This is a genomic window from Pseudomonas sp. NPDC090203 (assembly GCF_044746765.1).
Lineage (GTDB): Bacteria > Pseudomonadota > Gammaproteobacteria > Pseudomonadales > Pseudomonadaceae > Aquipseudomonas > Aquipseudomonas putida_AD.
In genome coordinates, this window is the sequence record NZ_JBIVCV010000014.1 from 146,355 (window position 1) to 172,652 (window position 26,298).

Here is a 26,298-nt window from a genome sequence, read left to right on the forward strand (position 1 = left end):
TGGCAAGCGTATCGGCACAAAAGCAAAAAACTCTCGTGCCTGGTAACACAGGGTAACAAGCTACCTCAGACCGAAGCGATTTCGACAATGAAATGTGACAAGGGTTTAGCTCTGTCATTCGGTCGCTTTCGTCAGGGCAAAAAAAAGGCCACTCTTTCGAGTAGCCTTCTTCAAACGTTTGGTTGCGGGAGCCGGATTTGAACCGACGACCTTCGGGTTATGAGCCCGACGAGCTACCAGACTGCTCCATCCCGCGTCTGTGTGGCGGCATTCTACAGTCGAACGCCTGAGTGTCAACCTTTAATGCCAAAGATCGACAAATTAACCACATTCGCACGGGTGAAACGCCTAAGTGACGGTCGGACAAGGCTTTTATCGCAACGGCCAGCGCTTAGCAGGTGGCCATCATCCCGGTGGAATGTTTCAGGCGTATGAAGGAAGAGTGACCTGGAAAATCGACACGCACAAAAAAGGCCACTCTTTCGAGTAGCCTTTTTTGATGTTTGGTTGCGGGAGCCGGATTTGAACCGACGACCTTCGGGTTATGAGCCCGACGAGCTACCAGACTGCTCCATCCCGCGTCTGTGTGGCGGCATTCTACAGAGGAATGCCGGGGTGTCAAGCGAAAGGCCCGAGAAAATTGCTTTTTGTTCAAATAGTTAGCGCTCGGCAACGGGGCTGGCAGGCTCCCAGGCCATGCAGTACGGGCCTGACAGGGCGGTCAGCTATGGTTAGCTGTGCTCGTAGGGGATATGGCAGGAGCGTGTCAGATAGATGCTTGAATGAGATACTGCCCAACCGTATTCCTACGACTGTACGTTATGCCGCAGCGCAAAATCATCCACATCGACTGTGACTGCTTCTATGCCGCCATCGAAATGCGCGACGGCCCGCGCCTGGCCGGCAAGCCGTTGGCAGTGGGTGGTTCGGCGGATCGGCGCGGGGTCATCGCCACCTGTAACTACGAAGCCCGGGCCTATGGGGTGCGTTCGGCCATGTCTTCGCGCCATGCGCTGTCGTTGTGTCCGGACCTGACCATCGTCAAGCCGCGAATGGATGCCTATAAAGAAGCATCGAAGGAAATCCACACGATCTTTCGTGACTACACCGACATGATCGAGCCGCTGTCGCTGGATGAGGCCTACCTTGATGTGTCCGAGTGCGAGCATTTTTCCGGCAGCGCCACACGCATCGCCCAGGACATTCGTCGGCGCGTCTCCAATCAGTTGCATATCACGGTTTCGGCGGGTGTTGCCCCGAACAAGTTTCTGGCCAAGATCGCCAGTGACTGGAAGAAACCCAACGGGCTGTTCGTCATCACCCCTGATCAGGTCGAGGACTTCGTCGCAGACCTGCCGGTTTCGAAGCTGCACGGCGTGGGCAAGGTGACCGCCGACAAGCTCGGCCGCATGGGGATCCTCAGTTGCCAGGATGTGCGGGGCTGGAACAAGTTGTCGCTGGTGCGCGAGTTCGGATCATTTGGCGAGCGGCTGTGGAACCTGGCCCACGGTATCGATGAGCGCCCGGTGCAGAACGACAGCCGCCGGCAATCGGTCAGCGTGGAAAACACCTACGATACCGACTTGCCGGATCTGGCCAGTTGCCTTGCCCGGCTGCCTGAGTTGCTGGAAAACCTCAATGGGCGCATCGCCCGGATCGACACGCTGTACCGGCCGGGCAAGCCGTTCGTGAAAGTGAAGTTCCACGATTTCACCCAGACCACTCTTGAGCAGTCAGGGGCGGGGAGGGATCTGGAGAGTTACGAGCAATTGCTCGCCCTGGCATTCGCACGCGGCGGTAAACCGGTGCGATTGCTGGGTATTGGCGTGCGGCTGCACGACTTGCGCGGCAAGCACGAGCAGCTTCAACTGTTCACCTGAGGTCGGCCCTTACTCGCTGCCGACCGGCACCGCCACCAGCCGCCCTGCATCCTTGGCCAACGCCCGCAGAAACTCGTGTTGCAGCTGCGGATCGTTGCGGGTCATTTCAATCAGCGACTGTTCCAGGTCACTGGCTTCCTCTTCAAGGCCCAGCTCCGACAGGCGCTTGACCCGGTGCACCCACTGGCTGACTTCGTCGTCTTCGAGGTCGTCGTAAATCAAGCCGTGAGCTTCGATCAGCTTGCCGCGCAATGTCTTGCTCAGCGGCAGGTTGGTACTGGCCTGCACGTTGGTCTGTTCGTCTTCGACCTTGATGTTCAACTGGGTGATGCGGCTCAGGTCCTGTTCGGCGAACGGGCTGTCGAGCAGATTGATACGCAGCACGCCGTTGCGGTCGGTGTTCAGCTCGTTGGTGTCCTTCCCGGCCTTGACCTGAACCGGGCTTTCACTCCATGGCAGGCTGGTGTGCTCGACGCGGTGATCGCGCTGCACTTCATCGATTCCCGCCAGGTTCTGCTGCGCCCGGCCGTGGGACGGAGCGTTCATGAACGGGTTGATACCGGCGATGCCGTAACTGAGCCAGTCCTTGGTCACGCTGTCGGGCAGGCTGCCGAAGGTGAGTACGTTGACCACGTTGGCGCCAACGCCGGCGACGATGGCCACTGCGCCCAGCGGGATCTCGTAGATTTCGCGCCAGGGCTGATAGGGGGTGTAGCGATCGTAATGACGAGTGACTTCGAATTCGGTGATGTCGAAGGTCTTCAACTCGTGGATACGCACACGACGCTGCGGCAACTCAAGGGTCTTGGGTTCGCCGACGTCGATCTGGAAACTGTGGTCGAGCAACTTGCGGTCGACGCGCTCTTCCTGCTCACTGCGTTGAGACAGATGGTTGGCGCAACCGCTGACGAGCAGAGTGCCGCACAACACGGCGCCTGCGAGGGGACTTCGCTTTAGCATGAGATCTCTGATTGCAGGTAAGACGGACTCGCCTGGGCAAATCGGGATGCGGCTCAAGTGATGGCGCGCCCGCCTGCAGCGGGCGCGCCTTCGACTCAGCGCTTGATCCGGCCCTTGATGAAGGACAGTACATCGGCCACAGGCAGAACCTGGGCTTCAGGCTCGGTGCGGCTCTTGTATTCCAGGTTGCCTTCGGCCAGGGAACGGTCGCTGACCACGATGCGGTGCGGGATGCCGATCAGTTCCATGTCCGCGAACTTGATGCCCGGGCTGGTTTTCTTGTCACGGTCGTCCAGCAGCACCTCAAAACCTGCGGCAGTCAGTTCTGCGTACAGTTTGTCAGTGGCTTCGCGCACGGCGTCGGTCTCGTAGCGCAGCGGTACCAGGGCGATCTGGAACGGTGCCAGTGCGTCACTCCAGATGATGCCGTTGTCGTCGTAGTTCTGCTCGATGGCGGCGGCCACCACGCGGGAGACACCGATACCGTAGCAGCCCATGGTCAGGGTCACAGGCTTGCCGTTATCGCCCAGAACCTGGCACTTCATCGCATCGCTGTACTTGGTGCCCAACTGGAAGATGTGACCGACTTCGATGCCGCGCTTGATGACGACCGTACCCTGGCCGTCCGGGCTTGGATCGCCCTCGACCACGTTACGCAGGTCGGCCACTTCCGGAACCGGCAGGTCGCGTTCCCAGTTCACGCCGAAGTAGTGCTTGTCATCGATGTTGGCACCGATGCCGAAGTCGCTCATCAGCTCGACGGAGCGGTCGATGATGCAAGGCAGCGGCAGGTTCAGCGGGCCGAGAGAGCCTGCACCCGCGCCAATGGCTGCGCGCAGTTCGGCTTCGCTGGCCATGACCAGCGGGCTGGCCACCAGTGGGTGATTGGACGCCTTGATCTCGTTGAGTTCATGGTCGCCACGAATGATCAGCGCGATCAGCTTGCCTTCCTCGGCGGCATGCACCACCAGGGTCTTGACGGTCTTCTCGATGGCCAGGCCGAACTGTTCGACCAGGGCTGCGATGGTCTTGGCGTCAGGGGTATCGACCAGGCGCAGTTCTTCGGTGGCGGCTGCGCGGGTCTTTTCGCGCGGGATCGCCTCGGCCTTCTCGATGTTGGCGGCGTAGTCGGAGGTATCGCTGAATACGATATCGTCCTCGCCCGATGCAGCCAGTACGTGGAACTCGTGGGAGCCGGCGCCGCCGATCGAGCCGTTGTCCGCGACCACAGGGCGGAAGTTCAGGCCCAGGCGGGTGAAGACGTTGCAGTACGCCTGATGCATGCGGTCGTAGGTTTCCTGCAGGGATTCCTGGGTCGCGTGGAAGGAGTAGGCGTCCTTCATGATGAACTCGCGGCCGCGCATCAGGCCGAAGCGTGGACGGATCTCGTCACGGAATTTGGTCTGGATCTGGTACATGTTGATTGGCAGCTGTTTATAGCTGCTCAACTCGTTGCGAGCCAGATCCGTGATGACCTCTTCGTGGGTCGGGCCGGCGCAGAAGTCGCGATCATGGCGATCCTTCAGGCGCAGCAGCTCAGGCCCGTACTGTTCCCAGCGGCCTGATTCCTGCCACAGTTCGGCCGGCTGGATGCCGGGCATCAAGACTTCCAGCGCACCGGCCGCGTCCATTTCTTCACGCACCACCGCTTCGACCTTGCGCAGCACGCGCAGGCCCATCGGCAGCCAGGTGTAGAGGCCCGAAGCAAGTTTGCGGATCATGCCGGCACGAAGCATCAGCTGGTGGCTGATAACGACCGCATCGTTCGGCGTTTCTTTTTGTGTGGCGAGCAAATATTGACTGGTACGCATGGTCGGCCGTTGTCGGTTGCTGTGACTGGGAAATGACCTGGCATTGTACGGGGGTGATACGGTCGAGTACAGGGCGGGCGGGCGCTACAGCCTGTGGGATTTAGGGTTTTGCGGGCATGAAAAAGCCCGGCGCAAGGCCGGGCTTTTCTGTAACGAGTGTCAGACAGCGCGATTACAGGACCGAAATCGGGTAGTCGACGATCAGACGGAACTCGTTTACATCGCCTTCGCCCTCGTCCGTGTTGGCACGGTGGAACGCTTGACGGATGCGGAACGACAGGTCTTTGGCCGGGCCAGTCTGAACAACGTACTTGGCTTCAACGTTGGTCTCGTGGTGGCTACCGTCAGCACCGTACAGACCGGTGTAGGTGCTGTTCGATGGGGTGTGGGTGCCGTCGATGTCGGTACCGCTGACGTAACGAGCCATGAAGCTCAGGCCTGGAACGCCGTACGGCGCCATGTTCAGGTCGTAGCGAGCTTGCCAGGATTTTTCACCCGGGGCGTTGAAGTCGGAGTATTGAATCGAGTTCGCCAGGAAGATCGAGTCGCCACCGCGGTTGTTGTCGCCGATACCGATGTAGTCGAATGGCGTGTCGCCGTTAACCTTCTGGAAAGCCAGGGTGACGGTGTGAGCAGCCAGGAACGAGTAGGCGGCGGACAGGGAGAAAGCGTTGTTGTTGATGTCGCCTGCTTTCTTGCTGCCGGTGTCCTGAGTGTTGTAGTAGTTGACGTCAAACGCCAGCGACTGGTCGCTGCCCAGTGGCAGGGTGTAGTTGACGTTACCGTAGTACTGGTTCCAGACGTCTTCGAGCTTGTTGTAGTAGAACGCAACGCCCAGGTCGTCGGTGACCGCGAACTTGCCGCCGCCGTAGGTGGCAGACTTGGAAGTCACGCCAGCGTAGGTAGCCCAGATGTCGCCGTTACGGTTGGTTTCGTCCTGGCTGGTGCCGGAAGTGAAGCGACCTGCTTCAACGTCCAGACCTTTGATCTCGCTGCTCTGCAGAGTGATACCAGTCGCGGTTTGTGGCAACAGACGGGAACCGCCCACTGCGAACACCGGGTTCTGCGGCTGCATGTCGCCGATTTTCAGTTCGGTTTTCGAGACGCGGAACTTAACAGCGCCACCGGCTTTGCCGAAGCTGTCTTCGTTGCGACCCTGGCTGTCGGTTACCAGGTTGCCGGAACCGGAGTATTTGTCGGAGCCGTCGAGCTTGAAGCCGGCATAGCCGAATGCGTCAACACCAACACCGATCAAGCCCTGGGTGTAGCCGGAGCTGAAAACACCCCAGAAACCCTGGGTCCAGTCCTTGTCGTCTACGGCACCGTTTTTCTTGTCACGGTTGTAGTAGTAGTTGCGGGCCTTGAGGTCCAGCTTGCTACCTTCAACAAAACCAGTTGCTTCGGACTGATCGCTTACGAATGCCGCAGCCGATGCCAATTGGGTACTGGCTGCAGTGACTGCCAGTGCGATTGCGCTCCACTTCATCACTCTCATCGTGACTTTGCTCCTTTGGTTTTAAGAAGAGTACTGCCGTCCACCTGTTTTTTTATCTGGCCGGCTTCTTTCTTTTTGGTGTCGGCGAAACTTATAGCACGCTGACATTATTGGCGATAGTTACGAACCCATCCTTTCGATTTCTTTACGACCCTGTCGCGATTTGCTCCGTCCAGGTCGCAATTGAACAGCTCCATATCCACCAGACGTACAACTACCGCAGTACTTTTCGACAGTCAGGATCCGCATCCGCAGTGGTGTGAACCCTGTCAATCCAAACGCCCCCAGGAGCTTGCTCGCCATTTTTCTTTTCGACCGCCGCGCAGATCTCCGATCCGTGCTTTTGCGGTCCTGTGTGTGACAAAGCAACAACCGTGCACAAAGTTCCCGGAAATCTGAAATTTTTGTGGAAAAGCACCTAATGACATTGAGTTTTACCCATAAACCTATGATTTTTATGGAGAAAAAAATTTCAAAAAAATACTTTGCGGTGGCTGTGAGAATGAGATTACTACGCAAAAGTGTCACTGGCGTTACCTGTTACCGCGAGCAAGTGAGTAAAAGGCGGATAGGTGTTGCTGCGCATGTCTTCGGAGTGAGTCGTTTTGGTGCACGGCGGGGCGCTACCGCTTGATAATGGGACGGCGATTCATGACAAAAAACGGCACCTATGCCCCAGGCGTCGGTTGCGATGCACTGGGTTCAATACAACTCATTGATACAGCTCAGAAAATCTGATGAATAAGCAGGGTGTTCGCGGACATTTACGCATGTAGCGCTTGCGTCAACTCAGTGCGCACGGCGCAAGCAATGCTGAGGCTGCTCTGCTGACCCGAAATCAACAGCAGTCGGGCAAACTGTTGCCAAACTGCAGCCCCGGCGTGATTCCCGGAGAATTCCCGAGTATCCTGCTCGGACTAATCAACTGTTTCTTCGGCGTGCGTCGAACGTCGGAAACTTAACCTTGCGATCAGGAGTTAATGCGTGTTCGTTCTGGACCAGCGTTTGTTAAATGACACTTTGCCAGTAGGTGATTTCCCGTTGTGCCGGCTGTTACTGTCGAACGACTCGCAATACCCCTGGTTCATTCTGGTGCCGCGCCGGGCGGACATCAGTGAAGTGTTCCAGTTGTCCGGGAGCGAGCAGGCGCAGTTGTGGAAAGAAACCACCTTGTTGTCCGAAACCCTGGATCAACTGTTCGACGCTGACAAAATGAACGTCGCAGCGCTGGGCAACGTGGTCAGTCAGTTGCACATGCACGTCATCGTCCGGCACAAGGGCGATCCGGCGTGGCCTGCGCCGGTCTGGGGCAAGCACCCCGCGGTGCCGTACTCCCGGGAGCAGGCTGTCGAAGTCATCGCCCGGCTGAAGACGGTCCTCACTCAAGACTTCACCTTTGCGGAGACGCAGGCATGAACCTGGAAGAGCGGGTGATGGAACTGGAGAGCCGCCTGGCTTTTCAGGACGACACGATCCAGACGCTGAACGACGTGCTGGTGGCGCAACAACGCAGCGTCGAGCGCCTGCAACTGCAAATTGCCGCCCTGATCAAGCGCCAGGCCGAGATGGGCGGTCAGTTCGAGGCCGTCGAAGAAGAAGCGCCGCCACCTCACTACTGAGCATTGCAGGCATAAAAAAACCGCGCCTTGAGCGCGGTTTTTTTGTGGGTGACGATCAGCGGCGGGGGAGCGCCGCGATGACGTCTTCGGCCTGCAGGCCTTTGTCGCGATTCATCACCGAGAACTCCACGCGCTGGCCTTCGACCAGTACGCGGTGGCCTTCACCGCGAATGGCGCGAAAATGCACGAAAATATCATCGCCCGAGTCGCGGGAGATGAAGCCGAAGCCCTTGGAGGTGTTGAACCACTTCACGGTGCCGGTATCGCGTTGCCCCAGGTCGTGCTGCTGTGGCGCTGGCGAAGGGGAAGAACGGTAAAAGCTGACGGCCAGGTGCACGGCAACGGCAATCACTACCGCCAGCAGGCTGACCAGTACCGCTGGCTGGCCAGCGATGGTTTCGAGCGGGACGAGCAGGGTGAGGACTTGAAGCACGACGGCCAGCACCAGCAGCGCACTGACCAGGTTTTGCAATTGATGACGCGGGCCTTTGTTCCAGTATGGAATCACTGGTGCGAGCACCAGGTTGATCAGGCCAAAAAATGCCAGATAAAGAGCATCCGGCTGGGACAGGTAAGAAGACAAGGCTTCACTACGCAGGCTGGGTATGAATGACAGCAGCAGGGCAGCTGCGCCCGTTAGCAGGTGGACTATTTTCAACATTTGGATAACTCACATTTAAATTGGATCACGAGGAAACAGCCGACCACGGCCGGTACGCTTCAGAACAAAAGGAGGCGTGATGCACGATCGTTGGGTCAGCCTGCGCGCTACAGCCTGTTGGCACATCAGTAGCGACACAGCTGTATTTAACAGCAAAGGTGAGATCTACTCAAATCAAGCGCTTAGCACGGTTGATCGAAGGTGATGATGGCAAATCGTCACTTGTTTAACGATGGCGTCTGGAGGCCTGTTCCAGAGCACTCAGCAAAATCCTTGAGCGGATTTCAGCCAGGCGCAAACAAACCTGTTCCAGCGATGCTTCATACACACAGATGGCTGCGCTGCGGGTTGCACCTTGCTAGAGTGTTCGGCAGTTTTTGAAATAACCATCGTCATATAAAGAGGAAGAAGCATGGCTATCGATATCGGTATCAGTGAAGAAGACCGCAAGTCCATCGTGGACGGCCTTTCTCGCTTGTTGGCAGATACCTACGTGCTGTACCTGAAAACCCACAATTTTCACTGGAACGTCACCGGGCCGATGTTTCGCACCCTGCACCTGATGTTCGAGGAGCAGTACACGGAGCTTGCGCTGGCCGTTGACTCCATCGCCGAGCGGATTCGCGCATTGGGCTTCCCGGCGCCGGGCACCTACTCGACGTATGCCCGCCTGTCTTCGATCAAGGAAGAAGAGGGCGTGCCTGCCGCCGAAGACATGATCCGTTCCCTGGTCCAGGGCCAGGAGGCAGTGACCCGTACTGCCCGCGGGATCTTCCCGTTGCTGGACAAGGTCAGCGACGAGCCTACCGCCGACCTGCTGACCCAGCGCATGCAGGTCCATGAAAAAACCGCGTGGATGCTGCGCGCGATGCTCGAAGGCAAGTGATCGCAGGAGTGGGCGGCAGCCAATGCCGCCCACTCGACAGTAGTGCGCCTGACTCTCTTTTATTCATCTTTCAGTTTGTGTTGTTGGCGGGTAACTTCCGACGCTGAAACGATTGTTCACCCAGTATTTTTGTATCAACTATCATCTTGGTGATGGTACTCATTACCTGTTTTAAAACAGCGAAAAATACATATATAACGGCCTGCCTCTGATAGCGCTTTTTCGCCTCTTTATCCTCGCGATTCGCCCTGCAATTGAAGTCATCTCCTACGCCCCGTGGGCCCTGATTCTGCTGGTTAAGCCCCGGTTAATCGGGCTTGATACACGGGCTGTTTATTTGATTTCAAATGTTTCGATTGCCGTGCTCTTGCGGCAACGAGGAGAAGTTCATGAGTCAAGACGCTATACGGGAGATCAGGGATGGCCATCGATGTCTCAAGGTACAGAATGTTCCGTTTGTCGAAAGTTTCAATATGGACCTGGCGCAGCCTCAGTCGCGCTCGGTGAGGCTCAATGGCTTGGCAACCTGCCTTCGCCTTGAGGGGGTGTACTGGAATATCCTGTCCGAGATCGCAAGTTATAACAGTTGCTCGGTCAACGCCGTTCTGTCTTATGTCGATCGGGAGGTTCACCTGCGTTATGGCGGCGTGAAGAACTTCAGTGGTTTGATTCGCGTGGTGTGTGTGACGCATCTGTTGCAGGCCGAGGGCCTGCAACTGTCGCCAGCGTGACCCCGGCAAGGCCCTAATTCCTGTGGGTCCGCCCCTTGCGGACCCGCTCCCGACGACAGTCGCCCGGCAGCGCAGGCCCCGTTGCGGGCGACTTCTTCCTTCTCCGGTGGCAAGCGCGGCTGCACAGCCTTGATTAACCCTATATAATCCCCCGCCTTACCATGGCAGGCAGAAACCGACCGCCGGGTTGAACTGCATGCCAAGGCTCCTGCACCATTGCGCACTGGCGACGGGCGAGAGCTCCACCGAATTCCGAATTACGAGAAGTGAACAGACGACCATGATGCGCAGCCATTATTGCGGCCAACTGAACGAAAGCCTGGAAGGTCAGGAAATTACCCTTTGCGGATGGGTCCACCGCCGTCGCGACCACGGAGGGGTGATTTTCCTCGATATCCGCGATCGTGAAGGTCTGGCCCAGGTGGTTTTCGATCCTGATCGCGCTGACACATTCGCCATCGCGGACCGCGTTCGCAGTGAGTACGTCGTCAAGCTCACCGGCAAGGTGCGCGCGCGTCCTGCAGGCGCCGTCAACCCGAACATGGCTTCCGGCGCGATCGAAGTGCTGGGCTATGAACTGGAAGTGCTGAACGAGTCGGAAACCCCGCCGTTCCCGCTGAACGAATACTCCGACGTTGGCGAAGAGACTCGCCTGCGCTATCGCTTCATCGACCTGCGTCGCCCGGAAATGGCCGAGAAGCTGCGTCTGCGTTCGCGCATCACGTCCAGCATCCGCGGTTTCCTGGATGGCAACGGCTTCCTGGACGTCGAAACGCCGATCCTGACCCGTGCCACCCCTGAAGGTGCGCGTGACTACCTGGTGCCTAGCCGCACCCACGCCGGCAGTTTCTTCGCGCTGCCGCAATCGCCTCAGCTGTTCAAGCAACTGCTGATGGTCGCCGGCTTCGACCGTTACTACCAGATCGCCAAATGCTTCCGCGACGAAGACCTGCGCGCCGACCGTCAGCCTGAGTTCACTCAGATCGACATCGAGACCAGCTTCCTCGACGAAAAAGACATCATGGGTCTGACCGAGAGCATGATCCGCAAGCTGTTCAAGGAAGTCCTGGACCTGGAGTTCGGTGATTTCCCGCACATGACTTTCGAAGAAGCCATGCGCCGCTACGGTTCCGACAAGCCTGACCTGCGCAACCCGCTGGAACTGGTCGACGTCGCCGACCAGCTCAAGGAAGTTGAATTCAAGGTCTTCAGCGGCCCTGCCAACGACCCGAAATGCCGCGTGACCGCACTGCGCGTTCCAGGCGGCGCGAGCATGCCGCGCAGCAAGATCGACGACTACACCAAGTTCGTCGGTATCTACGGCGCACGTGGCCTGGCTTACATCAAGGTCAACGAGCGCGCCAAGGGCGTCGAAGGCCTGCAGTCGCCTATCGTCAAGAACATCCCCGAGGCCAACCTGAACGTGATCCTGGATCGCGTTGGCGCGGTCGACGGCGACATCGTGTTCTTCGGTGCCGACAAGTTCAAGATCGTCAGCGAAGCCCTGGGCGCACTGCGTATCAAGCTGGGTCACGACCTGGACCTGCTGACCTGCGAGTGGGCGCCGATGTGGGTCGTCGACTTCCCGATGTTCGAAGAGAACGACGACGGCAGCTTCTCTGCGCTGCACCACCCGTTCACTGCGCCGAAGTGCTCGCCTGAAGAGCTGGAAGCCAACCCGGCCACCGCTCTGTCGCGCGCCTACGACATGGTCCTGAACGGCACCGAGCTGGGTGGCGGTTCGATCCGTATCCACCGCAAGGAAATGCAACAGGCGGTCTTCCGTCTGCTGGGTATCGCCGAAGACGAGCAGCAGGAGAAGTTCGGCTTCCTGCTCGACGCCCTGAAGTACGGTGCACCGCCGCACGGTGGCCTGGCATTCGGTCTGGACCGTCTGGTCATGCTGATGACTGGCGCCCAGTCGATTCGTGAAGTCATTGCCTTCCCGAAAACCCAGAGCGCTGCCGACGTCATGACCCAGGCACCGGGCGTCGTCGATGCCAAGGCGCTGCGCGAACTGCACATCCGCCTGCGCGAGACGCCAAAGGCCGAGTGATGCAAGGCAGGGCAGGGCGGACTTCTCCGGAACTTCGCCCTGACCCCTGCGCCCGTTTCGGGCGAGAATTCGAGTGAAGCGTCCTCGTTCGAGCAGTCGGCGAGGGCGTTCGTGTTTCAAGGTTTGGAGCGTTTTATGGCTGGTCATTCCAAGTGGGCGAACATCAAGCACCGCAAAGAGCGTCAGGATGCCAAGAAAGGCAAGATCTTCACCAAGTGGATTCGTGAACTGACGGTCGCTGCCCGTCAGGGTGGTGGTGATCCGGCGTCCAACCCGCGCCTGCGCCTGGCGCAGGACAAGGCGCTTGGCGCCAACATGAGCCGTGACATCATCGATCGCGCCATTGCCCGGGGTGCCGGTGCTGCCGATGCCGACGACATGGTCGAGCTGGGTTACGAAGGTTACGGTCCGGGCGGTGTGGCTGTGATGGTCGAAACCATGACCGACAACCGCAACCGCACTGCCGCGGCGGTGCGCCATGCGTTCAGCAAGTGCGGCGGTAACCTGGGCACCGACGGTTCGGTTTCGTACCTGTTCGAGCGCAAGGGGCAGATTTCCTACGCGCCCGGCGTCGACGAAGACGCCCTCATGGAAGCGGCCATGGAGGCTGATGCCGACGACGTCGTGACCCACGAGGATGGTTCCATTGACGTCTTCACCTCGTTCGCCGGCTTCTATGCTGTGCGCAACGCGCTGGAGGCGGCGGGCTTCACGGCGGCGGATGCGGAAATCGTGATGCAGCCGACCACCAGCGCAGTGCTGGATCTGGAAATGGCTGAAAAGGTGCTCAAGCTGATCGACATGCTCGAGGACCTGGACGACGTACAGAACGTCTATTCCAACGCGGAAATCCCTGATGAGGTGATGGAGCAGCTGGGCTGACCGTCACTCTTTTCGGGTTTTGAGGCCGGAGGCACGAGGCGTTGATTCGATCAGCGCTATCGGTCTCCGGCTTCTGCCTTTAAGCTGCGTTCAATTGTGCGCGTCCCTCTTCAAGCTGCAGGCGTTATGACTTTAATTCTAGGTATCGACCCAGGTTCGCGGATCACCGGTTTCGGTGTGGTGCGGGACACGGGGCGGGGTTGCGAGTACGTGGCTTCGGGCTGCATCCGCACCGGCAGTGGTTTGTTGCACGAGCGGTTGCAGATCGTTTATCGCGGCGTGCGTGAGGTGATCCAGACCTACGGGCCGGTGACCATGGGCATCGAGAAGGTGTTCATGGCCCGCAACCCGGACTCTGCGCTCAAGCTGGGCCAGGCGCGAGGGGCCGCCATCGTGGCGGGCGCCGAGGAAAGCCTGGAGATCGCCGAATACACTGCGACCCAGGTCAAGCAGGCGGTGGCAGGGACGGGCGGCGCCAACAAGGATCAGGTGATGATGATGGTCATGCACCTGCTCAAGTTGACCAAGAAGCCTCAGGTAGACGCCTCGGACGCATTGGCGATTGCCTTGTGCCATGCTCATACCCGTTCCAGCCTGATCCCCCATGGCCTGAACACCGCACGCAGCCGTGGCGGCCGCTTGCGGCTCTGATAGCATCATTCGCTCATAAATTTTTACTTGCAGCTCACACGAGTCCTGCAAACATGGCGGCCAGGGTTCAGCCCTGTCTCTTGCAGTGACGGGCTACTGGAAAGGATCTGATACGTGATTGGACGTTTACGCGGCACGCTCGCCGAGAAACAGCCGCCGCACCTGGTGCTGGATGTCAACGGCGTGGGTTATGAAGTCGAAGTGCCCATGACCACGCTTTATCGTCTGCCCCATGTCGGCGAGACGGTGACCCTGCACACCCACCTGGTGGTTCGCGAGGACGCGCACCTGCTGTTCGGCTTCTATGAAAAGCGTGACCGCGAGATGTTCCGCGAGCTGATCCGCCTCAACGGCGTGGGCCCCAAGCTTGCGCTGGCGCTGATGTCCACGCTTGAGGTCGATGAACTGGTGCGTTGCGTCCAGGCGCAGGACACCTCCGCGCTGACCCGGGTGCCGGGTGTCGGCAAGAAGACCGCCGAGCGCCTGCTGGTCGAGCTCAAGGACCGCTTCAAGGCCTGGGACGCGTTGCCAGGCGCTTTCACGCTGGTTTCCGAAGGGCCGGGTACACCATTGCCGGTGGCGACCGCCGAGTCGGATGCGATCAGTGCGCTGGTGTCCCTAGGCTACAAGCCGCAGGAAGCCAGCAAGGCGATCACGGCCATCAAGGACAAGAATCTGAGCAGCGAAGATCTGATTCGTCGCGCACTCAAGGGGATGTTGTAAGTGATCGAAGCCGACCGCCTGATCGCCGCCACCGGGCGCGACCGAGACGAGCAACTGGACCGGGCCATTCGCCCGCTGAGCCTTGCCGACTACATCGGCCAGCCCACCGTGCGCGAGCAGATGGAGCTGTTCATCCAGGCCGCCCGCGGGCGCAACGAAGCGCTGGACCATACCCTGATCTTCGGCCCGCCCGGCCTTGGCAAGACCACCCTGGCCAACATCATTGCCCAGGAAATGTCCGTCTCGATCAAGAGCACCTCGGGCCCTGTGCTGGAGCGGCCGGGTGACCTGGCCGCGATCCTGACCAACCTGGAACCGCACGATGTGCTGTTCATCGACGAAATTCACCGCTTGTCGCCCATCGTCGAGGAGGTTTTGTACCCCGCGATGGAAGACTTCCAGCTGGACATCATGATCGGTGAGGGCCCTGCTGCGCGCTCGATCAAGCTCGACCTGCCGCCGTTCACCCTGGTGGGCGCGACTACCCGTGCGGGCATGCTGACCAACCCGCTGCGTGACCGCTTCGGTATCGTGCAGCGTCTGGAGTTCTACAGCATCGCCGACCTGTCCACGATCGTGTCCCGTTCCGCGGGTATCCTGGGCCTGCCCATCGAGGACGAGGGGGCGTTCGAAATCGCCCGTCGTGCTCGCGGTACGCCGCGGATCGCCAACCGCCTGTTGCGCCGTGTGCGCGATTTCGCCGAGGTCCGTGGAAAAGGCCAGATCACCAAGGCCATCGCCGACCAGGCATTGAACCTGCTGGATGTCGATGAACGCGGTTTCGATCATCAGGACCGGCGTTTGCTGTTGACCATGATCGAGAAGTTCGATGGCGGTCCGGTGGGTGTCGACAACCTCGCGGCGGCGATCAGTGAAGAGCGCCACACCATCGAGGACGTTCTGGAACCCTATTTGATCCAGCAAGGCTATATGATGCGCACACCTCGTGGCCGTATGGTCACTCGGCACGCGTATCTGCACTTCGGCCTGAACATCCCTTCGCGGATGGGCGAGCGCCCGGTGTCGGACGAACTGGCCGACGATGCCGACGAATAAATTCGGTTCGGACCGATTTATTCAGGCGTTTGATGGTCTGACGGGCAGTCACGGCAATGTGATGCCGGTCTTGTGGTTAAAAAACGATGAAAAACAGTTGCCTGGCCGGATTGGCAACCTGAGGAGTAAGCACTAGAGTATGCGCGCGCAAAACGGGGCTCAGTCGTTCGCACATCGCTGTCGCGTTTATTACGAGGACACCGATGCTGGCGGCGTCGTCTACTACGTCAATTACCTGAAATTCATGGAACGGGCTCGAACCGAGCGTCTGCGGGAATTGGGCTTTGCCCAGTCCGCGATGGCCGGCGACGAGAACCTGTTGTTCGTCGTGCATTCCAGTGAGGCGCGGTATCACAGCCCGGCACGCCTGGACGACGAGCTGCTGGTCAGCGCCGAAGTGATCGAATTGAACCGTGCCAGCCTGCGCTTTCAGCAAAGCGTCAGGCGGGCTGCGGATAATGTACTGCTCTGCGAGGGGCAGTTTTTGGTGGCGTGTGTGCGCGCCGATAGTTTCAAACCCCGGGCCATTCCCGAAACTCTGCGCGCGGCCTTTGCCGGCCAGGGCGGCGCGGGTACACATTCAGAGCAGGAGATACAGCGTGGAAGCTAACGTCGTCGACCATACCTCCATGTGGAGTTTGGTCAGCAATGCCAGCGTGGTGGTTCAGTTGGTGATGCTGATCCTGGTGGCCGCATCGGTCACCTCGTGGATCATGATTTTTCAGCGCAGCGCCATGCTGCGTGCCGGCCGTCGTGCGCTGGACACCTTTGAGGAGCGTTTCTGGTCGGGTATCGACCTGTCCAAGCTGTACCGTCAGGCCGGCAGCAACCCTGATCCGGATTCGGGCGTCGAACAGATCTTCCGTGCAGGCTTCAAGGAATTCTCCCGTCTGCGCCAGCAGCCTGGCGTCGACCCTGACGCGGTGATGGAAGGCGTGGCGCGTGCCATGCGCGTAGCCATCTCCCGCGAGGAAGAGAAGCTGGAGCAGAGCCTGCCGTTCCTGGCCACCGTCGGTTCCACCAGCCCGTACGTGGGTCTGTTCGGCACCGTGTGGGGGATCATGAACTCCTTCCGTGGCCTGGCCACCGCACAGCAGGCCACCCTGGCAACCGTTGCCCCGGGTATCGCCGAAGCACTGATCGCGACCGCCATCGGTCTGTTCGCCGCAATTCCTGCAGTAATCGCCTACAACCGTTTCGCCGCCCGTGGCGAGAACCTGATTGGCCGTTACTACACATTCGCCGATGAATTCCAGGCGATCCTGCACCGTAAAGTGCACACCAGCGAAGACTAAGCAGGTATTTCCAAATGGCTTTAATCGCTCGCGGCCGACGCGGCAAACGCAAGCCGGTCGCCGAAATGAACGTGGTGCCTTACATCGACGTGATGCTGGTGCTGCTGGTCATCTTCATGGTGACCGCGCCCATGATTAACCAGGGCGTGAAAGTCGATCTGCCCAAGGTCTCCAGCGAGGCCTTGCCGCAGGACAACAACAACCAGGTCCTGACCATTTCGATCAAGGCTGACAAGACCTATTACTGGAACCTTGGCAGCGAAGTCGACACCGACAAGCAGATGGACAAGGCCATGACCTTGCCGCAGCTGACCAGCGCCGTGACCAAGATCATCGCTGCCGGCCGTGAAGCCGGCAAGCAGACCCAGGTGTTCATTCGCGGTGACAAATCCGTCGATTACGGTGCCGTCATGGGCACCATGGGCGGGTTGCAGAAGGCCGGGGTCGGGAACGTTGGTCTGATTACCGAGGCGCCCTGATGCAGCCGATTCGAGAGCCATCAGCCTCGGAAAGCTACTTCTGGCCGTCTGTCTGGGCCGTGGCCCTGCACGTCCTGATTTTTGGTCTGTTGTTCGTAAGCTTTGCCATGACGCCCGAGCTGCCTGAAGCCAGGCCCATCGTCCAGGCAACGCTCTATCAGTTGAAGTCCAAGAGCCAGGCAACCACCCAGACCAACCAGAAGCTAGCTGGCGAGGCGAAGAAATCCGCTGCGCGACAAACCGAAGTCGAGCAGATGGAGCAGAAAAAAGTCGAGCAAGAGGCGATCAAGGCGGCGGAACAAAAGAAAGCCGATGCCGCTCAAAAGGCCGAGGAACAGAAGGCCGAGGAAGCGAAGAAAGCGGAAGAGGCGAAAAAGGCCGATGACGCGAAGAAAGCCGAAGCCAAAAAAGCCGACGACGCCAAGAAAGCCGCAGAAGAGAAACAATTGGCTGATATAGCCAAGAAGAAAGCTGAAGACGACGCGAAGAAGAAAGCCGAGGAAGACGCCAAGCGCGCGGCTGCCGAGGAAGCCAAGAAACAGGCTGCCGAGGATGCCAAGAAGCAGGCTGCTGAAGACGCGAAGAAAAAGGCTGCCGAAGACGCGAAGAAAAAAGCGGCTGAGGATGCCAAGAAAAAGGCTGCCGAGGACGCCAAGAAGAAGGCCCAGGACGCTGCCCGTAAATCGGCGGAAGACAAGAAGGCGCAAGCACTGGCCGACCTGCTCTCCGACAAGCCGGAACGCCAACAGGCGCTGGCCGATGAACGTGGTGACGAGGTTGCGGGTAACTTCGACGATCTGATCCGCTCGCGAGCTGCCGAAGGCTGGGCACGTCCACCTTCAGCGCGCAAGGGCATGACAGTGGTGTTGCAGATTGCCATGCTGCCGGACGGCACGATCACTTCGGTGAGCGTGGCCAAATCCAGTGGCGATGGTCCGTTCGACAGTTCGGCGGTAGCAGCGGTCAAGAACATTGGTCGTTTGACAGAGATGCAGGGGCTGAAACCTTCGGATTTCGCACCTTACCGGTCATTCAAGATGACATTCACACCTGAGGATCTAGCCTTGTGATTAACCTTCTTCGAGGATTGCTTGTCGTTCTGTGTTGCGCAGCGGGTTTCGCCGCTGCCGACGAAAAGAACATTCTGGTCACCAGCGGCAGCGACCGTGCCACGCCTATCGCAGTCGTGCCTTTCGGCCTGCAGGGCGGTAGCGTCCTGCCGGAAGACATGGCCCAGATCATCAGCAACGACTTGCTGAACTCTGGCTACTACTCGCCTATTCCAAAGGAAAACATGATCAGCCAGCCGAGCCAGGCCAGCGAAGTCATCTTCCGCGACTGGAAAGCGCTGGGCGCGCAGTACGTCATGGTTGGCAGCATCGTGCCATCGGGCGGTCGCCTGCAGGTGCAGTACGCACTGTTCAACGTGGCCACCGAGCAGCAAGTGCTGACCGGCAATGTGTCGGGCACCACCGACCAACTGCGTGACATGGCGCACTACATCTCCGACCAGTCGTTCGAAAAACTGACCGGTATCAAGGGTGCGTTCTCCACGCGCATGCTGTACGTCACCGCCGAACGTTTCGGTGGTAACAACACGCGCTACACCCTGCAGCGTTCGGACTACGACGGTGCCCGCGCAGTGACCCTGCTGCAGTCCCGCGAGCCGATCCTGTCGCCGCGTTTCGCGCCGGATGGCAAGCGCATTGCCTATGTGTCGTTCGAACAGAAGCGTCCGCGCATCTTCGTTCAACACATCGATACTGGCCGTCGTGAGCAGATCACCAACTTCGAAGGCCTGAACGGTGCACCTGCGTGGTCCCCGGATGGCAGCAAGCTGGCCATGGTTCTGTCCAAGGACGGCAACCCTGAAATTTATGTGATGAACCTGGCTTCGCGTCAGCTTTCGCGAGTCACCAATGATTCGTCCATCGATACCGAACCTTTCTTCGGTAAAGATGGCTCGACCATCTACTTCACATCCGATCGTGGTGGCAAACCACAGATCTATAAAACGAGCATTAACGGTGGCGGCGCTGAACGCGTCACTTTCATCGGTAACTACAATGCCAACCCTAAGTTGTCGGCTGATGAAAAGACGCTGGTCATGATCCATCGTCAAGATGGCTTCACAAACTTCAAGGTAGCAGCCCAGGATTTGCAGCGCGGTAGCGTAAAAATCCTTACAGACAGCAACCTTGATGAGTCGCCTACTGTTGCGCCCAACGGCACCATGGTAATCTACGCCACCCGCCAGCAGGGCCGGGGAGTCTTGATGCTCGTGTCCATTAATGGACGCGTAAGGCTCCCGCTTCCTACCGCTCAAGGCGAAGTCAGAGAACCTTCCTGGTCCCCTTACCTGAACTGACGCGGCGCTTTACGTTTTACTTAACACACTGGGGTTCATTAGGAGTTTCACGATGGAAATGCTGAAGTTTGGTAAATTTGCTGCGCTGGCTCTGGCCATGGCTGTAGCTGTAGGTTGCTCGTCCAAAGGCGGCGACAATGCCGGTCAAGGCGCTGCTGTAGATCCAAACGCTGGTTACGGCGCAAACACCGGTGCCGTTGATGGCTCCCTGAGCGAAGAAGCTGCTCTGCGCGCAATCACCACTTTCTACTTCGAATACGACAGTTCTGACCTGAAGCCAGAAGCCATGCGCGCTCTGGACGTTCACGCCAAGGACCTGAAAGCCAACGGCGCTCGCGTCGTTCTGGAAGGCAACACCGACGAACGCGGTACTCGCGAGTACAACCTGGCACTGGGCGAGCGTCGTGCGAAAGCCGTTCAGCGCTACCTGGTTCTGCAAGGCGTATCGCCAGCTCAGCTGGAACTGGTTTCCTACGGTGAAGAGCGTCCAGTTGCTACCGGCAACGACGAGCAATCCTGGGCTCAAAACCGTCGCGTCGAACTGCGTAAGTAATTTGACATGCGAACGTGCCGCCGTGCTTTAACCGTTTTGGCTCTCACCCTTCCTCTTGCAGCGATGGGTGCGGTTCCTGTGGTCGATGACAACTCTGGCTCCGCTGGCAGCAGTTATCCGCCATCGGGTTATGGTACGGCGGGCGCCTACGCCGGAGGCGGGGCTACGGCCCAGCCTTCGGCGCAAGGTCAGCTGTTCATGCAGTTGCAGCAAATGCAGGATGAAATTTCGCGCTTGCGCGGAATCGTCGAAGTCCAGCAGAACGATATCCAGCAGATGAAGCAGGAAGCGCTGGATCGTTACAAGGACCTTGACTCCCGCATCGGAGCTGGCGGCGCACCTGCCGCACCAGCTGCCAACAATTCTGCATCCGACGGCGGCGTCAATGCCGGCGGAGCACCCGCAGCACCTGCCGCAGGCGCTGGTGGTCAAGTACCGCAAACCAGCACCGAGCCTGGTGATCCGGCGAAAGAAAAGCTCTACTACGACGCTGCTTTCGACCTCATCAAGGCCAAGGATTTCGACAAGGCCAGCCAGGCGTTCTCGGCTTTCCTGCGCAAATACCCCAACAGCCAGTACGCGGGCAACGCCCAATACTGGCTGGGTGAGGTGAACCTGGCCAAGGGCGACCTTCAAGGTGCCGGCCAGGCCTTCGCCAAAGTGAGCCAGTTGTACCCAAAGCACGCCAAGGTGCCTGACTCGCTCTACAAGCTGGCAGATGTCGAGCGCCGCCTGGGTCACACCGACAAGGTCAAAGGCATTCTGCAACAAGTCGTCGCCCAGTACCCCGGTACTTCGGCGGCTCAACTGGCTCAACGTGACCTTCAGCGTCTCTGATTGCCAGCCAGCTTGACCCTTGATTCAAGAAAGCCGCGCGTTGCGCGGCTTTTTTCGTTAGAATCTCGCACCCGAAATTCCGGTATTGATTACGCTTTTGTAGATTCTGCGAGCGCAGGGTGTACAAAAGTGCCTGACGGAGGCGGATGGCCTGTTTAGCCGTTACGCCCGTGGCCCATATGCAAGACACATTACGCATCACCGAAGTCTTTTACTCTTTGCAGGGTGAAACGCGCACGGCAGGCTTGCCTACCGTTTTTGTGCGCCTCACTGGCTGCCCATTGCGCTGCGGCTACTGCGACAGCGAATACGCCTTCAGCGGCGGCACCATCCAGACCCTGGACTCGCTCATGGAGCAGGTTGCCAGCTATCGCCCGCGCTATGTCTGCGTCACGGGCGGCGAGCCCCTGGCCCAGCCTAATGCCATCCCTTTGCTCGAGCGACTGTGCGATGCCGGCTACGAGGTGTCCCTGGAAACCAGCGGTGCGCTGGACATCTCCAAAGTCGATCCCCGTGTCAGTCGCGTCGTCGACCTGAAGACACCGGGTTCGAAAGAGGTGGCGCGCAATCTCTATGAAAACATCGAGCTGCTGACACCCAACGATCAGGTCAAGTTTGTGATCTGCTCCCGCGAGGACTACGACTGGGCGGTTTCCAAGCTGATCCAGTACGGCCTGGAGCGGCGTGCTGGTGAGGTGCTGTTCTCGCCGGTTGCCCATGACCTGCGCCCGCGGGACCTGGCGGACTGGATCGTGGCGGATAACCTGCCGGTCCGAATGCAGCTGCAATTGCACAAGATTCTCTGGGACGATGAGCCGGGACGCTGACATGAGTGAACACACGATGACTGAGAAACGCGCGGTAATTCTGCTGTCCGGTGGCCTTGACTCGGCCACCGTGGTGGCCATGGCCAAAGCCGACGGCTACACCTGCTACACCATGAGCTTCGACTACGGCCAGCGCCACCGCGCCGAGCTGCAGGCCGCAGAGCGCGTGGCGAAGGACCTGGGCGTGGTCGAGCACAAGGTGATCGGCCTGAACCTGAACGGCATCGGCGGCTCGGCCCTCACCGACAGCAGCATCGCCGTGCCGGAAACCCCGGGTGAAGGCATCCCGGTCACCTACGTGCCCGCGCGCAACACCGTCTTCCTGTCCCTGGCACTCGGCTGGGCCGAAGTGCTGGGCGCCCGCGACATCTTCATCGGCGTCAACGCCGTGGATTACTCCGGCTACCCGGACTGCCGCCCGGAGTTCGTGGAATCCTTCGAGCGCATGGCCAACCTGGCCACCAAGGCCGGCGTGGAAGGGCAGGGCTTCACCATCCAGGCGCCGCTGCAAATGCTCAGCAAGGCCGATATCGTCAAGGCCGGCACCCGCCTGGGCGTCGACTATAGCCTGACCGTTTCCTGCTATCAGGCCGACGATCAGGGCCGTGCCTGCCGCAAATGCGACAGCTGCCGCCTGCGCGCAGAAGGCTTCGCCGCAGCCGGTTTGCCGGACCCGACAAATTATTTTTAACTTTTTTTCGATAAGGTGTTGAATTACTGAGAAATTACAGTAATATACGCGCCACCACGAAGCGGGTCGTTAGCTCAGTTGGTAGAGCAGTTGGCTTTTAACCAATTGGTCGTAGGTTCGAATCCTACACGACCCACCATCTTCAAAACCCGAGAGGTCCACGTAAGTGTGAATTCTCGGGTTTTTTTTCGTCTGGAACAAAGTGGGCCGAGCATTTGCGCTGCGGCCTGGGCTTTCGCAGAATGTGCAGACATGCAGCCGTCTGAGGCGAACAGTAGTTTCGGGTCGATGTGATGTCGATATTGAGGCTGGGTCGGACGGGAAATCTCTCTAACCGAGGGAAGCAATATTACTGCGGCTTGAAAGCCAGTTGCAGCGCCCAGTTCCCGAACAGCCCTGCCATTGGCATTCCAAGCAGTAGTCCGGCGCCGGCGTTTAACGCGACCGTGGCCCACATCTCATCTGCAGCCAGTCCGCCCATCACCACCGGTTGGTTGTTCAGGCGCACCGGCAAAAAAGTCAGGGTTCCATCTTCCAGAACATCAGCCATGAGTCATGCCCTCAAAGGATGCCCGTGGCCTTGGTGACTGCCAGGTTCGTCGGCAAGCTTGGTAATGCGGCGTGCCGTATCCTCCAGGGCGTTTAACTGGCGGATCATGACTTCAATGTTGGTGTGCTCGGAGGCTGAAGCTGCAAGCGCAACAGGTGAACACGTGCTGGCGCCAAGCAAGAAGATTAGGCTTGGGTATGCAAATCGGTTGGACGGAGTTGGTAGCGGGCAATGATTCACGGCGAGGCTCGGTAGTTGCTCTTGTCGTCAGATTGCCGAGCAAGGCAGGCGGGCGCTGCAACAAATGCATCATCAAGTAGAATCTGATTTATAAGCGAGGGCGCTGCTGGGGCTGTGGACGTTGATGTTGGTGAAGCGCGTCGAGCAACACGCAGCCTGCGCAACAGTGTTCCGGGTGCCAAGAAATGTTCTGATATACCCGCCGCTCGGTGTAGGCCTCCAAGCTATGTGTTGTTGATTAAATTCCAGTGAGCAAGGAGCAAAGATGCAAGGTATTGCGGACAAGATACGGCACTACAAGAAAACCTTCCGTCCGCCAGTCTTATATGCACTGGATTCGTCGGTCCTTTGGCTCAGCGTTTCGCTGGCGAGCATGATCTTGGGTCTTTTGTTCACTGATCTCTATTTACGCTTCGATAGGTCAGAAGAGCTGCTGGCGCCGAAGGATCAGGCATGGCTGTTGGTAAGTGAATTTCCGATGCTTTTAGGAATGCTCCAGGTTCACCTTTTGGGTGCTCAGCGAAGGTATCTTCAGATTTATCCAGCGAGCAAACGTGTCAGCTTGAGGACACCCCACGCCTTTCTCCGCGTCGAGAAAAATACCTTCATTCGCAATACATTCAGCTTTGAGGGGAATCTGCGCGACCTTGCAAAAGCGCTCGTAGGGGAATGGGAGTGGCGACGCGATATGCAGCGTAGGTCGCTAGACCCTCTCTGGGTACGCGCCATCGGTTTTTTCAAATTGCCATCTGCCTCAAATTTTGCAGCTTATGTAACTGGTTTTATCGCAATTCTGGCCGGTATCGTCATCGCCTCCATGCAACCAGACGCAGTGTTTGGAAGGCTGGAGGATTTCATTGGCGAAGCTTGGTCGTTGACTCGTACGCTATGGCTGGTGATCGTTCTGCCATTCGCAGCCTGCGTCTTACCAGGGGCTGTTATTTTGAGTCTCCTCAGAGTAATGGGAGAAGCGTTTACCGAGCGGCTCAACGATCAGTATCTCAGCAACATGGGATTTTATCGTTTTATCGCACAGCTCCTGGAGCTGTATGAACGGGAGGGGACGCTTCTGCTGCGTAAGACTCGCGCGCGAGCCTATTGGATGATTCGCTTATCTACCGCCCCGATTGCCAGTGTACCCGCTGTCTGGCGAAGAATAAGGCGAGCGAGGCGTCTCGTTCGGCTCGGAAAACGCTGAACTTTATCGGCGTATCCTGAGGCCACAGCAGCCTGGCGCTGCGGTAACCGGCTGGACTGCTGCGCTCAGATCCAGAGGACCCTTTTGGTGGATATCTGCAGGTGTGTAAAACCGCCTTGAAGGTAATGCCCGCACCTCATGGCTCGATCCGTGAAGAGGTCTGGCCCCTATCGAGCTGGCTATGTGGCATGGGCGCGCGGGCGGTTTCGATCCATGCCTGCCCTTCATATAGAGCCGCTATCGGCAAAAAGCACGCATCTCGATTTCAGTGCATATAACAAGGTTGTTAAGTGAATGCGTCGCCCGATCCAGCGTTTATCCATGCTCCCAATGTGAACATAAAATGATGTTGCACAGATCTACTCGCTTGAAGGCCGGATCCTTGTAGGCGAGGAAGTCATCGTTGAAAGTGCCAAAGGTACTCTGAGGCCGATGTTTCATGCCATTGTAAAATTCGTCGATCATTTGCTGAGCGAAATGGGCTCCCCTTGGATAGAGCGAAATAACCGCGTCACGCTCTTCGTCGGGAAAATCTTCAAATCCACGGCCTGCCACGTCCATTCCCGCACCGGCCTGCAAAAGGGCTATTTCTGAATGCATGTGTTCCGGAATACCTGGTGTCGTATGCAGCGCAATTGCACTCCAGACTTTATCTACATCCGTATCGCAAATCCCGTGGCCGCGCAGAAAGTCACGAGCTGCATTGGCGCCGTCCACTTCAAAACGCAGCTGGCTTTTCTGATACCTCTGCGTCAGACCAACATCATGGAACATGGCCGCGGTATAGAGCAGCTCAGGGTCAAATATCAAACCCTTGCGTCTACCTATGAGCGCCCCCCAAAAGTAGACGCGTGTGGAGTGAGAAAACAGTAAATCACTTTCGGTGTCACGAATCAGTTGAGTCACTTCTCGTGACAGTTGGCTGTCCGGGATTCTTACATCGAAACGATCGGTCAGTCTCATGGCTTCTAGTTCTCCAATACGCCAAAACCACAGGTCTGATCAGGCTTCTCAAACTTTTCGAAGCCGTGAAGAGAGGCGAATTCCTTGATGGATGCCTTTGGCATCTGGGGGCGTCGCTTGGCCCACTCTGGATCTCCAAACCCCAAAGCCATGCCGCAGACGACCAGTTCTTCGGAAGCCAGCGGCAAGCAAGTACGAAAAACAGCCTGGTAGCGAGCGAGGAATTCTTGAGTGCAGGTGTCCAGTCCTCGCGACTTTGCGGCGAGCATGACGTTCTGGATGAACATGCCCAGATCAAGCCAGCTACCTTTCTCGAGACGGCGGTCGATTGTGAAAACCAACCCGACCGGGGCATCGAAAAAACGGCAATTACGCTCGGTCTGAGCAGACCTTGAGGCTAGATCACCCGGCGCGATACCGAGCGAACCATAGAAAACCGAACCGAACTCCCGTCGACGGGAAGCGTATGGTTCTGGCAATGGGTCCGGGAAGTAATCGTATTCAGAAGAATGCTGACTCGGCCGCTGTCTGTGCGCATCAATGATGGCGTCCGTTAACGCCGCCTTGGCCGTCCCTGTCGTGACATAGACCCGCCACGGTTGCACATTCGCCCCGGTACCGGCGTGACGCGCGGCATGGAGGATTGCTGTTAGGTCCGCAATCGCGACATCACGACTTGAGTAGAAGCGATTGGCGAATCTACTCACCATGATCTGTTCGACTTCGGTCAGTTCATGTGTCGCCTTTGTTTGGGTATCTGACATGTTTCACGTCCAGCCAATTAGCGTATTCAGGTTCTGGTTACCCTACGCTGATGATTTCACGCTGCTGAAGTGCATTTTTCACAAAATAAAAATGCACACCGTGCACTATGCATATGCGAACA

General features: G+C 58.3%; 27 protein-coding genes, 3 tRNA genes and 1 pseudogene. 21 read left to right on the forward strand and 10 right to left on the reverse strand.

All coding sequences use genetic code 11. From position 1 onward, the window contains the following. Window positions 1–179 precede the first annotated feature (179 nt). Both ACIPO9_RS22730 and ACIPO9_RS22735 read right to left on the reverse strand, forming a co-directional pair. Window positions 180–256, reverse strand: a tRNA-Met gene (locus ACIPO9_RS22730). 248 nt (window positions 257–504) lie between these two features. Next, a tRNA-Met gene (locus ACIPO9_RS22735) sits at window positions 505–581 on the reverse strand. Between the two features lie 240 nt (window positions 582–821). Between ACIPO9_RS22735 and dinB the strand changes: the two genes are divergently transcribed. Beyond that, complete coding sequence (gene dinB, locus ACIPO9_RS22740; RefSeq protein WP_400783640.1) at window positions 822–1,880, forward strand: DNA polymerase IV; 1,059 nt, start codon at window positions 822–824, stop codon at window positions 1,878–1,880. A gap of 9 nt (window positions 1,881–1,889) precedes the next feature. On the opposite strand, the gene ACIPO9_RS22745 is transcribed toward dinB, so the two are convergent. From ACIPO9_RS22745 to ACIPO9_RS22755, 3 genes are all read right to left on the reverse strand, one after another. After that, window positions 1,890–2,840 carry a hypothetical protein gene (locus ACIPO9_RS22745; protein WP_274134412.1) on the reverse strand — a complete coding sequence of 317 codons (951 nt, stop codon included), beginning with the start codon at window positions 2,838–2,840 and terminating at the stop codon, window positions 1,890–1,892. 95 nt (window positions 2,841–2,935) lie between these two features. Beyond that, on the reverse strand, window positions 2,936–4,651 hold the full coding sequence (locus tag ACIPO9_RS22750) for a proline--tRNA ligase (protein WP_400783642.1): 1,716 nt from the start codon (window positions 4,649–4,651) through the stop codon (window positions 2,936–2,938). Window positions 4,652–4,823: 172 nt separating this feature from the next. Further along, window positions 4,824–6,146: an OprD family porin gene (locus tag ACIPO9_RS22755; RefSeq protein WP_274134408.1), complete on the reverse strand. Its 1,323-nt coding sequence runs from the start codon at window positions 6,144–6,146 to the stop codon at window positions 4,824–4,826. A gap of 984 nt (window positions 6,147–7,130) precedes the next feature. Here ACIPO9_RS22755 and ACIPO9_RS22760 point away from each other — a divergent pair. Together ACIPO9_RS22760 and ACIPO9_RS22765 are read left to right on the forward strand one after the other, a co-directional pair. Beyond that, a complete protein-coding gene (locus ACIPO9_RS22760; protein WP_400783645.1) occupies window positions 7,131–7,562 on the forward strand; it encodes an HIT family protein in 432 nt (143 codons plus the stop codon). Continuing rightward, a complete protein-coding gene (locus tag ACIPO9_RS22765) occupies window positions 7,559–7,765 on the forward strand; it encodes a SlyX family protein (RefSeq protein WP_274134404.1) in 207 nt (68 codons plus the stop codon). The genes ACIPO9_RS22760 and ACIPO9_RS22765 overlap by 4 nt, the downstream gene beginning before the upstream one ends. A gap of 55 nt (window positions 7,766–7,820) precedes the next feature. On the opposite strand, the gene ACIPO9_RS22770 is transcribed toward ACIPO9_RS22765, so the two are convergent. After that, complete coding sequence (locus ACIPO9_RS22770) at window positions 7,821–8,042, reverse strand: cold-shock protein (protein ID WP_218568412.1); 222 nt, start codon at window positions 8,040–8,042, stop codon at window positions 7,821–7,823. A 60-nt stretch (window positions 8,043–8,102) separates the two neighbouring features. Beyond that, a pseudogene (locus ACIPO9_RS22775) lies at window positions 8,103–8,426 on the reverse strand (cold shock domain-containing protein membrane protein); the annotation flags it as partial. A 412-nt stretch (window positions 8,427–8,838) separates the two neighbouring features. Here ACIPO9_RS22775 and ACIPO9_RS22780 point away from each other — a divergent pair. From ACIPO9_RS22780 to ACIPO9_RS22860, 17 genes are all read left to right on the forward strand, one after another. Beyond that, on the forward strand, window positions 8,839–9,312 hold the full coding sequence (locus tag ACIPO9_RS22780; RefSeq protein ID WP_274134400.1) for a Dps family protein: 474 nt from the start codon (window positions 8,839–8,841) through the stop codon (window positions 9,310–9,312). Between the two features lie 389 nt (window positions 9,313–9,701). Continuing rightward, on the forward strand, window positions 9,702–10,043 hold the full coding sequence (locus tag ACIPO9_RS22785) for a ribbon-helix-helix domain-containing protein (RefSeq protein ID WP_400783647.1): 342 nt from the start codon (window positions 9,702–9,704) through the stop codon (window positions 10,041–10,043). A gap of 280 nt (window positions 10,044–10,323) precedes the next feature. Beyond that, window positions 10,324–12,099 carry an aspartate--tRNA ligase gene (aspS, locus tag ACIPO9_RS22790; RefSeq protein WP_274134396.1) on the forward strand — a complete coding sequence of 592 codons (1,776 nt, stop codon included), beginning with the start codon at window positions 10,324–10,326 and terminating at the stop codon, window positions 12,097–12,099. A 135-nt stretch (window positions 12,100–12,234) separates the two neighbouring features. After that, window positions 12,235–12,981 (forward strand): YebC/PmpR family DNA-binding transcriptional regulator, encoded by a 747-nt coding sequence (locus tag ACIPO9_RS22795; RefSeq protein WP_400610189.1) that lies wholly within the window; start codon window positions 12,235–12,237, stop codon window positions 12,979–12,981. Window positions 12,982–13,107: 126 nt separating this feature from the next. Continuing rightward, window positions 13,108–13,632 (forward strand): crossover junction endodeoxyribonuclease RuvC, encoded by a 525-nt coding sequence (ruvC, locus tag ACIPO9_RS22800; RefSeq protein ID WP_110947335.1) that lies wholly within the window; start codon window positions 13,108–13,110, stop codon window positions 13,630–13,632. Between the two features lie 114 nt (window positions 13,633–13,746). After that, window positions 13,747–14,355: a Holliday junction branch migration protein RuvA gene (gene ruvA / locus ACIPO9_RS22805; RefSeq protein ID WP_274134391.1), complete on the forward strand. Its 609-nt coding sequence runs from the start codon at window positions 13,747–13,749 to the stop codon at window positions 14,353–14,355. Continuing rightward, on the forward strand, window positions 14,356–15,411 hold the full coding sequence (gene ruvB, locus ACIPO9_RS22810; protein WP_400783649.1) for a Holliday junction branch migration DNA helicase RuvB: 1,056 nt from the start codon (window positions 14,356–14,358) through the stop codon (window positions 15,409–15,411). It begins immediately after the preceding gene. Between the two features lie 139 nt (window positions 15,412–15,550). Further along, window positions 15,551–16,021 (forward strand): tol-pal system-associated acyl-CoA thioesterase, encoded by a 471-nt coding sequence (gene ybgC / locus ACIPO9_RS22815; RefSeq protein WP_274134387.1) that lies wholly within the window; start codon window positions 15,551–15,553, stop codon window positions 16,019–16,021. After that, a complete protein-coding gene (tolQ, locus tag ACIPO9_RS22820; RefSeq protein ID WP_274134386.1) occupies window positions 16,011–16,706 on the forward strand; it encodes a protein TolQ in 696 nt (231 codons plus the stop codon). The genes ybgC and tolQ overlap by 11 nt, the downstream gene beginning before the upstream one ends. Window positions 16,707–16,729: 23 nt before the next feature. Further along, window positions 16,730–17,185, forward strand: coding sequence for a protein TolR (gene tolR / locus ACIPO9_RS22825; protein WP_274134464.1), 456 nt, complete (start codon window positions 16,730–16,732; stop codon window positions 17,183–17,185). Continuing rightward, window positions 17,185–18,255 (forward strand): cell envelope integrity protein TolA, encoded by a 1,071-nt coding sequence (tolA, locus tag ACIPO9_RS22830; protein ID WP_400783652.1) that lies wholly within the window; start codon window positions 17,185–17,187, stop codon window positions 18,253–18,255. Before tolR ends, tolA begins: the two co-directional genes overlap by 1 nt. Continuing rightward, window positions 18,252–19,553: a Tol-Pal system beta propeller repeat protein TolB gene (gene tolB / locus ACIPO9_RS22835; protein ID WP_274134382.1), complete on the forward strand. Its 1,302-nt coding sequence runs from the start codon at window positions 18,252–18,254 to the stop codon at window positions 19,551–19,553. The genes tolA and tolB overlap by 4 nt, the downstream gene beginning before the upstream one ends. Before the next feature lie 52 nt (window positions 19,554–19,605). After that, the gene (gene pal / locus ACIPO9_RS22840) at window positions 19,606–20,106 is read left to right on the forward strand and encodes a peptidoglycan-associated lipoprotein Pal (RefSeq protein WP_074752666.1); all 501 of its coding nucleotides are present in this window, start codon (window positions 19,606–19,608) and stop codon (window positions 20,104–20,106) included. Window positions 20,107–20,112: 6 nt separating this feature from the next. Continuing rightward, a complete protein-coding gene (gene ybgF, locus ACIPO9_RS22845) occupies window positions 20,113–20,943 on the forward strand; it encodes a tol-pal system protein YbgF (RefSeq protein ID WP_274134378.1) in 831 nt (276 codons plus the stop codon). A 179-nt stretch (window positions 20,944–21,122) separates the two neighbouring features. After that, window positions 21,123–21,770, forward strand: coding sequence for a 7-carboxy-7-deazaguanine synthase QueE (gene queE / locus ACIPO9_RS22850; RefSeq protein WP_400783655.1), 648 nt, complete (start codon window positions 21,123–21,125; stop codon window positions 21,768–21,770). A gap of 16 nt (window positions 21,771–21,786) precedes the next feature. Continuing rightward, window positions 21,787–22,461: a 7-cyano-7-deazaguanine synthase QueC gene (gene queC / locus ACIPO9_RS22855; protein ID WP_274134376.1), complete on the forward strand. Its 675-nt coding sequence runs from the start codon at window positions 21,787–21,789 to the stop codon at window positions 22,459–22,461. Window positions 22,462–22,524: 63 nt separating this feature from the next. After that, a tRNA-Lys gene (locus ACIPO9_RS22860) sits at window positions 22,525–22,600 on the forward strand. A 210-nt stretch (window positions 22,601–22,810) separates the two neighbouring features. Here ACIPO9_RS22860 and ACIPO9_RS22865 read toward each other — a convergent pair. Continuing rightward, window positions 22,811–23,011: a DUF3487 family protein gene (locus ACIPO9_RS22865; RefSeq protein WP_400783658.1), complete on the reverse strand. Its 201-nt coding sequence runs from the start codon at window positions 23,009–23,011 to the stop codon at window positions 22,811–22,813. Window positions 23,012–23,516: 505 nt separating this feature from the next. Here ACIPO9_RS22865 and ACIPO9_RS22870 point away from each other — a divergent pair. Further along, window positions 23,517–24,449 (forward strand): hypothetical protein, encoded by a 933-nt coding sequence (locus tag ACIPO9_RS22870; protein WP_400783661.1) that lies wholly within the window; start codon window positions 23,517–23,519, stop codon window positions 24,447–24,449. A gap of 315 nt (window positions 24,450–24,764) precedes the next feature. Here the strand turns inward: ACIPO9_RS22870 and ACIPO9_RS22875 are convergent, their stop codons facing one another. Both ACIPO9_RS22875 and ACIPO9_RS22880 read right to left on the reverse strand, forming a co-directional pair. Next, the gene (locus tag ACIPO9_RS22875) at window positions 24,765–25,412 is read right to left on the reverse strand and encodes an HD domain-containing protein (RefSeq protein ID WP_400783663.1); all 648 of its coding nucleotides are present in this window, start codon (window positions 25,410–25,412) and stop codon (window positions 24,765–24,767) included. Window positions 25,413–25,417: 5 nt separating this feature from the next. After that, the gene (locus tag ACIPO9_RS22880) at window positions 25,418–26,176 is read right to left on the reverse strand and encodes a nitroreductase (RefSeq protein ID WP_400783665.1); all 759 of its coding nucleotides are present in this window, start codon (window positions 26,174–26,176) and stop codon (window positions 25,418–25,420) included. Window positions 26,177–26,298 lie beyond the last annotated feature (122 nt).

Coding starts and splice junctions, on each gene's coding strand:
- ACIPO9_RS22870 (WP_400783661.1), top strand. CDS start 23,517: ATGCAAGGTATTGCGGACAAGATACGGCACTACAAGAAAACCTTCCGT.
- ybgF (WP_274134378.1), top strand. CDS start 20,113: ATGCGAACGTGCCGCCGTGCTTTAACCGTTTTGGCTCTCACCCTTCCT.
- ACIPO9_RS22750 (WP_400783642.1), bottom strand. CDS start 4,651: ATGCGTACCAGTCAATATTTGCTCGCCACACAAAAAGAAACGCCGAAC.
- ACIPO9_RS22795 (WP_400610189.1), top strand. CDS start 12,235: ATGGCTGGTCATTCCAAGTGGGCGAACATCAAGCACCGCAAAGAGCGT.
- ACIPO9_RS22875 (WP_400783663.1), bottom strand. CDS start 25,412: ATGAGACTGACCGATCGTTTCGATGTAAGAATCCCGGACAGCCAACTG.
- aspS (WP_274134396.1), top strand. CDS start 10,324: ATGATGCGCAGCCATTATTGCGGCCAACTGAACGAAAGCCTGGAAGGT.
- tolA (WP_400783652.1), top strand. CDS start 17,185: ATGCAGCCGATTCGAGAGCCATCAGCCTCGGAAAGCTACTTCTGGCCG.
- ACIPO9_RS22785 (WP_400783647.1), top strand. CDS start 9,702: ATGAGTCAAGACGCTATACGGGAGATCAGGGATGGCCATCGATGTCTC.
- queC (WP_274134376.1), top strand. CDS start 21,787: ATGACTGAGAAACGCGCGGTAATTCTGCTGTCCGGTGGCCTTGACTCG.
- ACIPO9_RS22880 (WP_400783665.1), bottom strand. CDS start 26,176: ATGTCAGATACCCAAACAAAGGCGACACATGAACTGACCGAAGTCGAA.
- ACIPO9_RS22780 (WP_274134400.1), top strand. CDS start 8,839: ATGGCTATCGATATCGGTATCAGTGAAGAAGACCGCAAGTCCATCGTG.
- ACIPO9_RS22765 (WP_274134404.1), top strand. CDS start 7,559: ATGAACCTGGAAGAGCGGGTGATGGAACTGGAGAGCCGCCTGGCTTTT.
- ybgC (WP_274134387.1), top strand. CDS start 15,551: ATGCGCGCGCAAAACGGGGCTCAGTCGTTCGCACATCGCTGTCGCGTT.
- dinB (WP_400783640.1), top strand. CDS start 822: ATGCCGCAGCGCAAAATCATCCACATCGACTGTGACTGCTTCTATGCC.
- queE (WP_400783655.1), top strand. CDS start 21,123: ATGCAAGACACATTACGCATCACCGAAGTCTTTTACTCTTTGCAGGGT.
- ruvC (WP_110947335.1), top strand. CDS start 13,108: ATGACTTTAATTCTAGGTATCGACCCAGGTTCGCGGATCACCGGTTTC.
- ACIPO9_RS22865 (WP_400783658.1), bottom strand. CDS start 23,011: ATGGCTGATGTTCTGGAAGATGGAACCCTGACTTTTTTGCCGGTGCGC.
- ACIPO9_RS22745 (WP_274134412.1), bottom strand. CDS start 2,840: ATGCTAAAGCGAAGTCCCCTCGCAGGCGCCGTGTTGTGCGGCACTCTG.
- pal (WP_074752666.1), top strand. CDS start 19,606: ATGGAAATGCTGAAGTTTGGTAAATTTGCTGCGCTGGCTCTGGCCATG.
- ACIPO9_RS22755 (WP_274134408.1), bottom strand. CDS start 6,146: ATGAGAGTGATGAAGTGGAGCGCAATCGCACTGGCAGTCACTGCAGCC.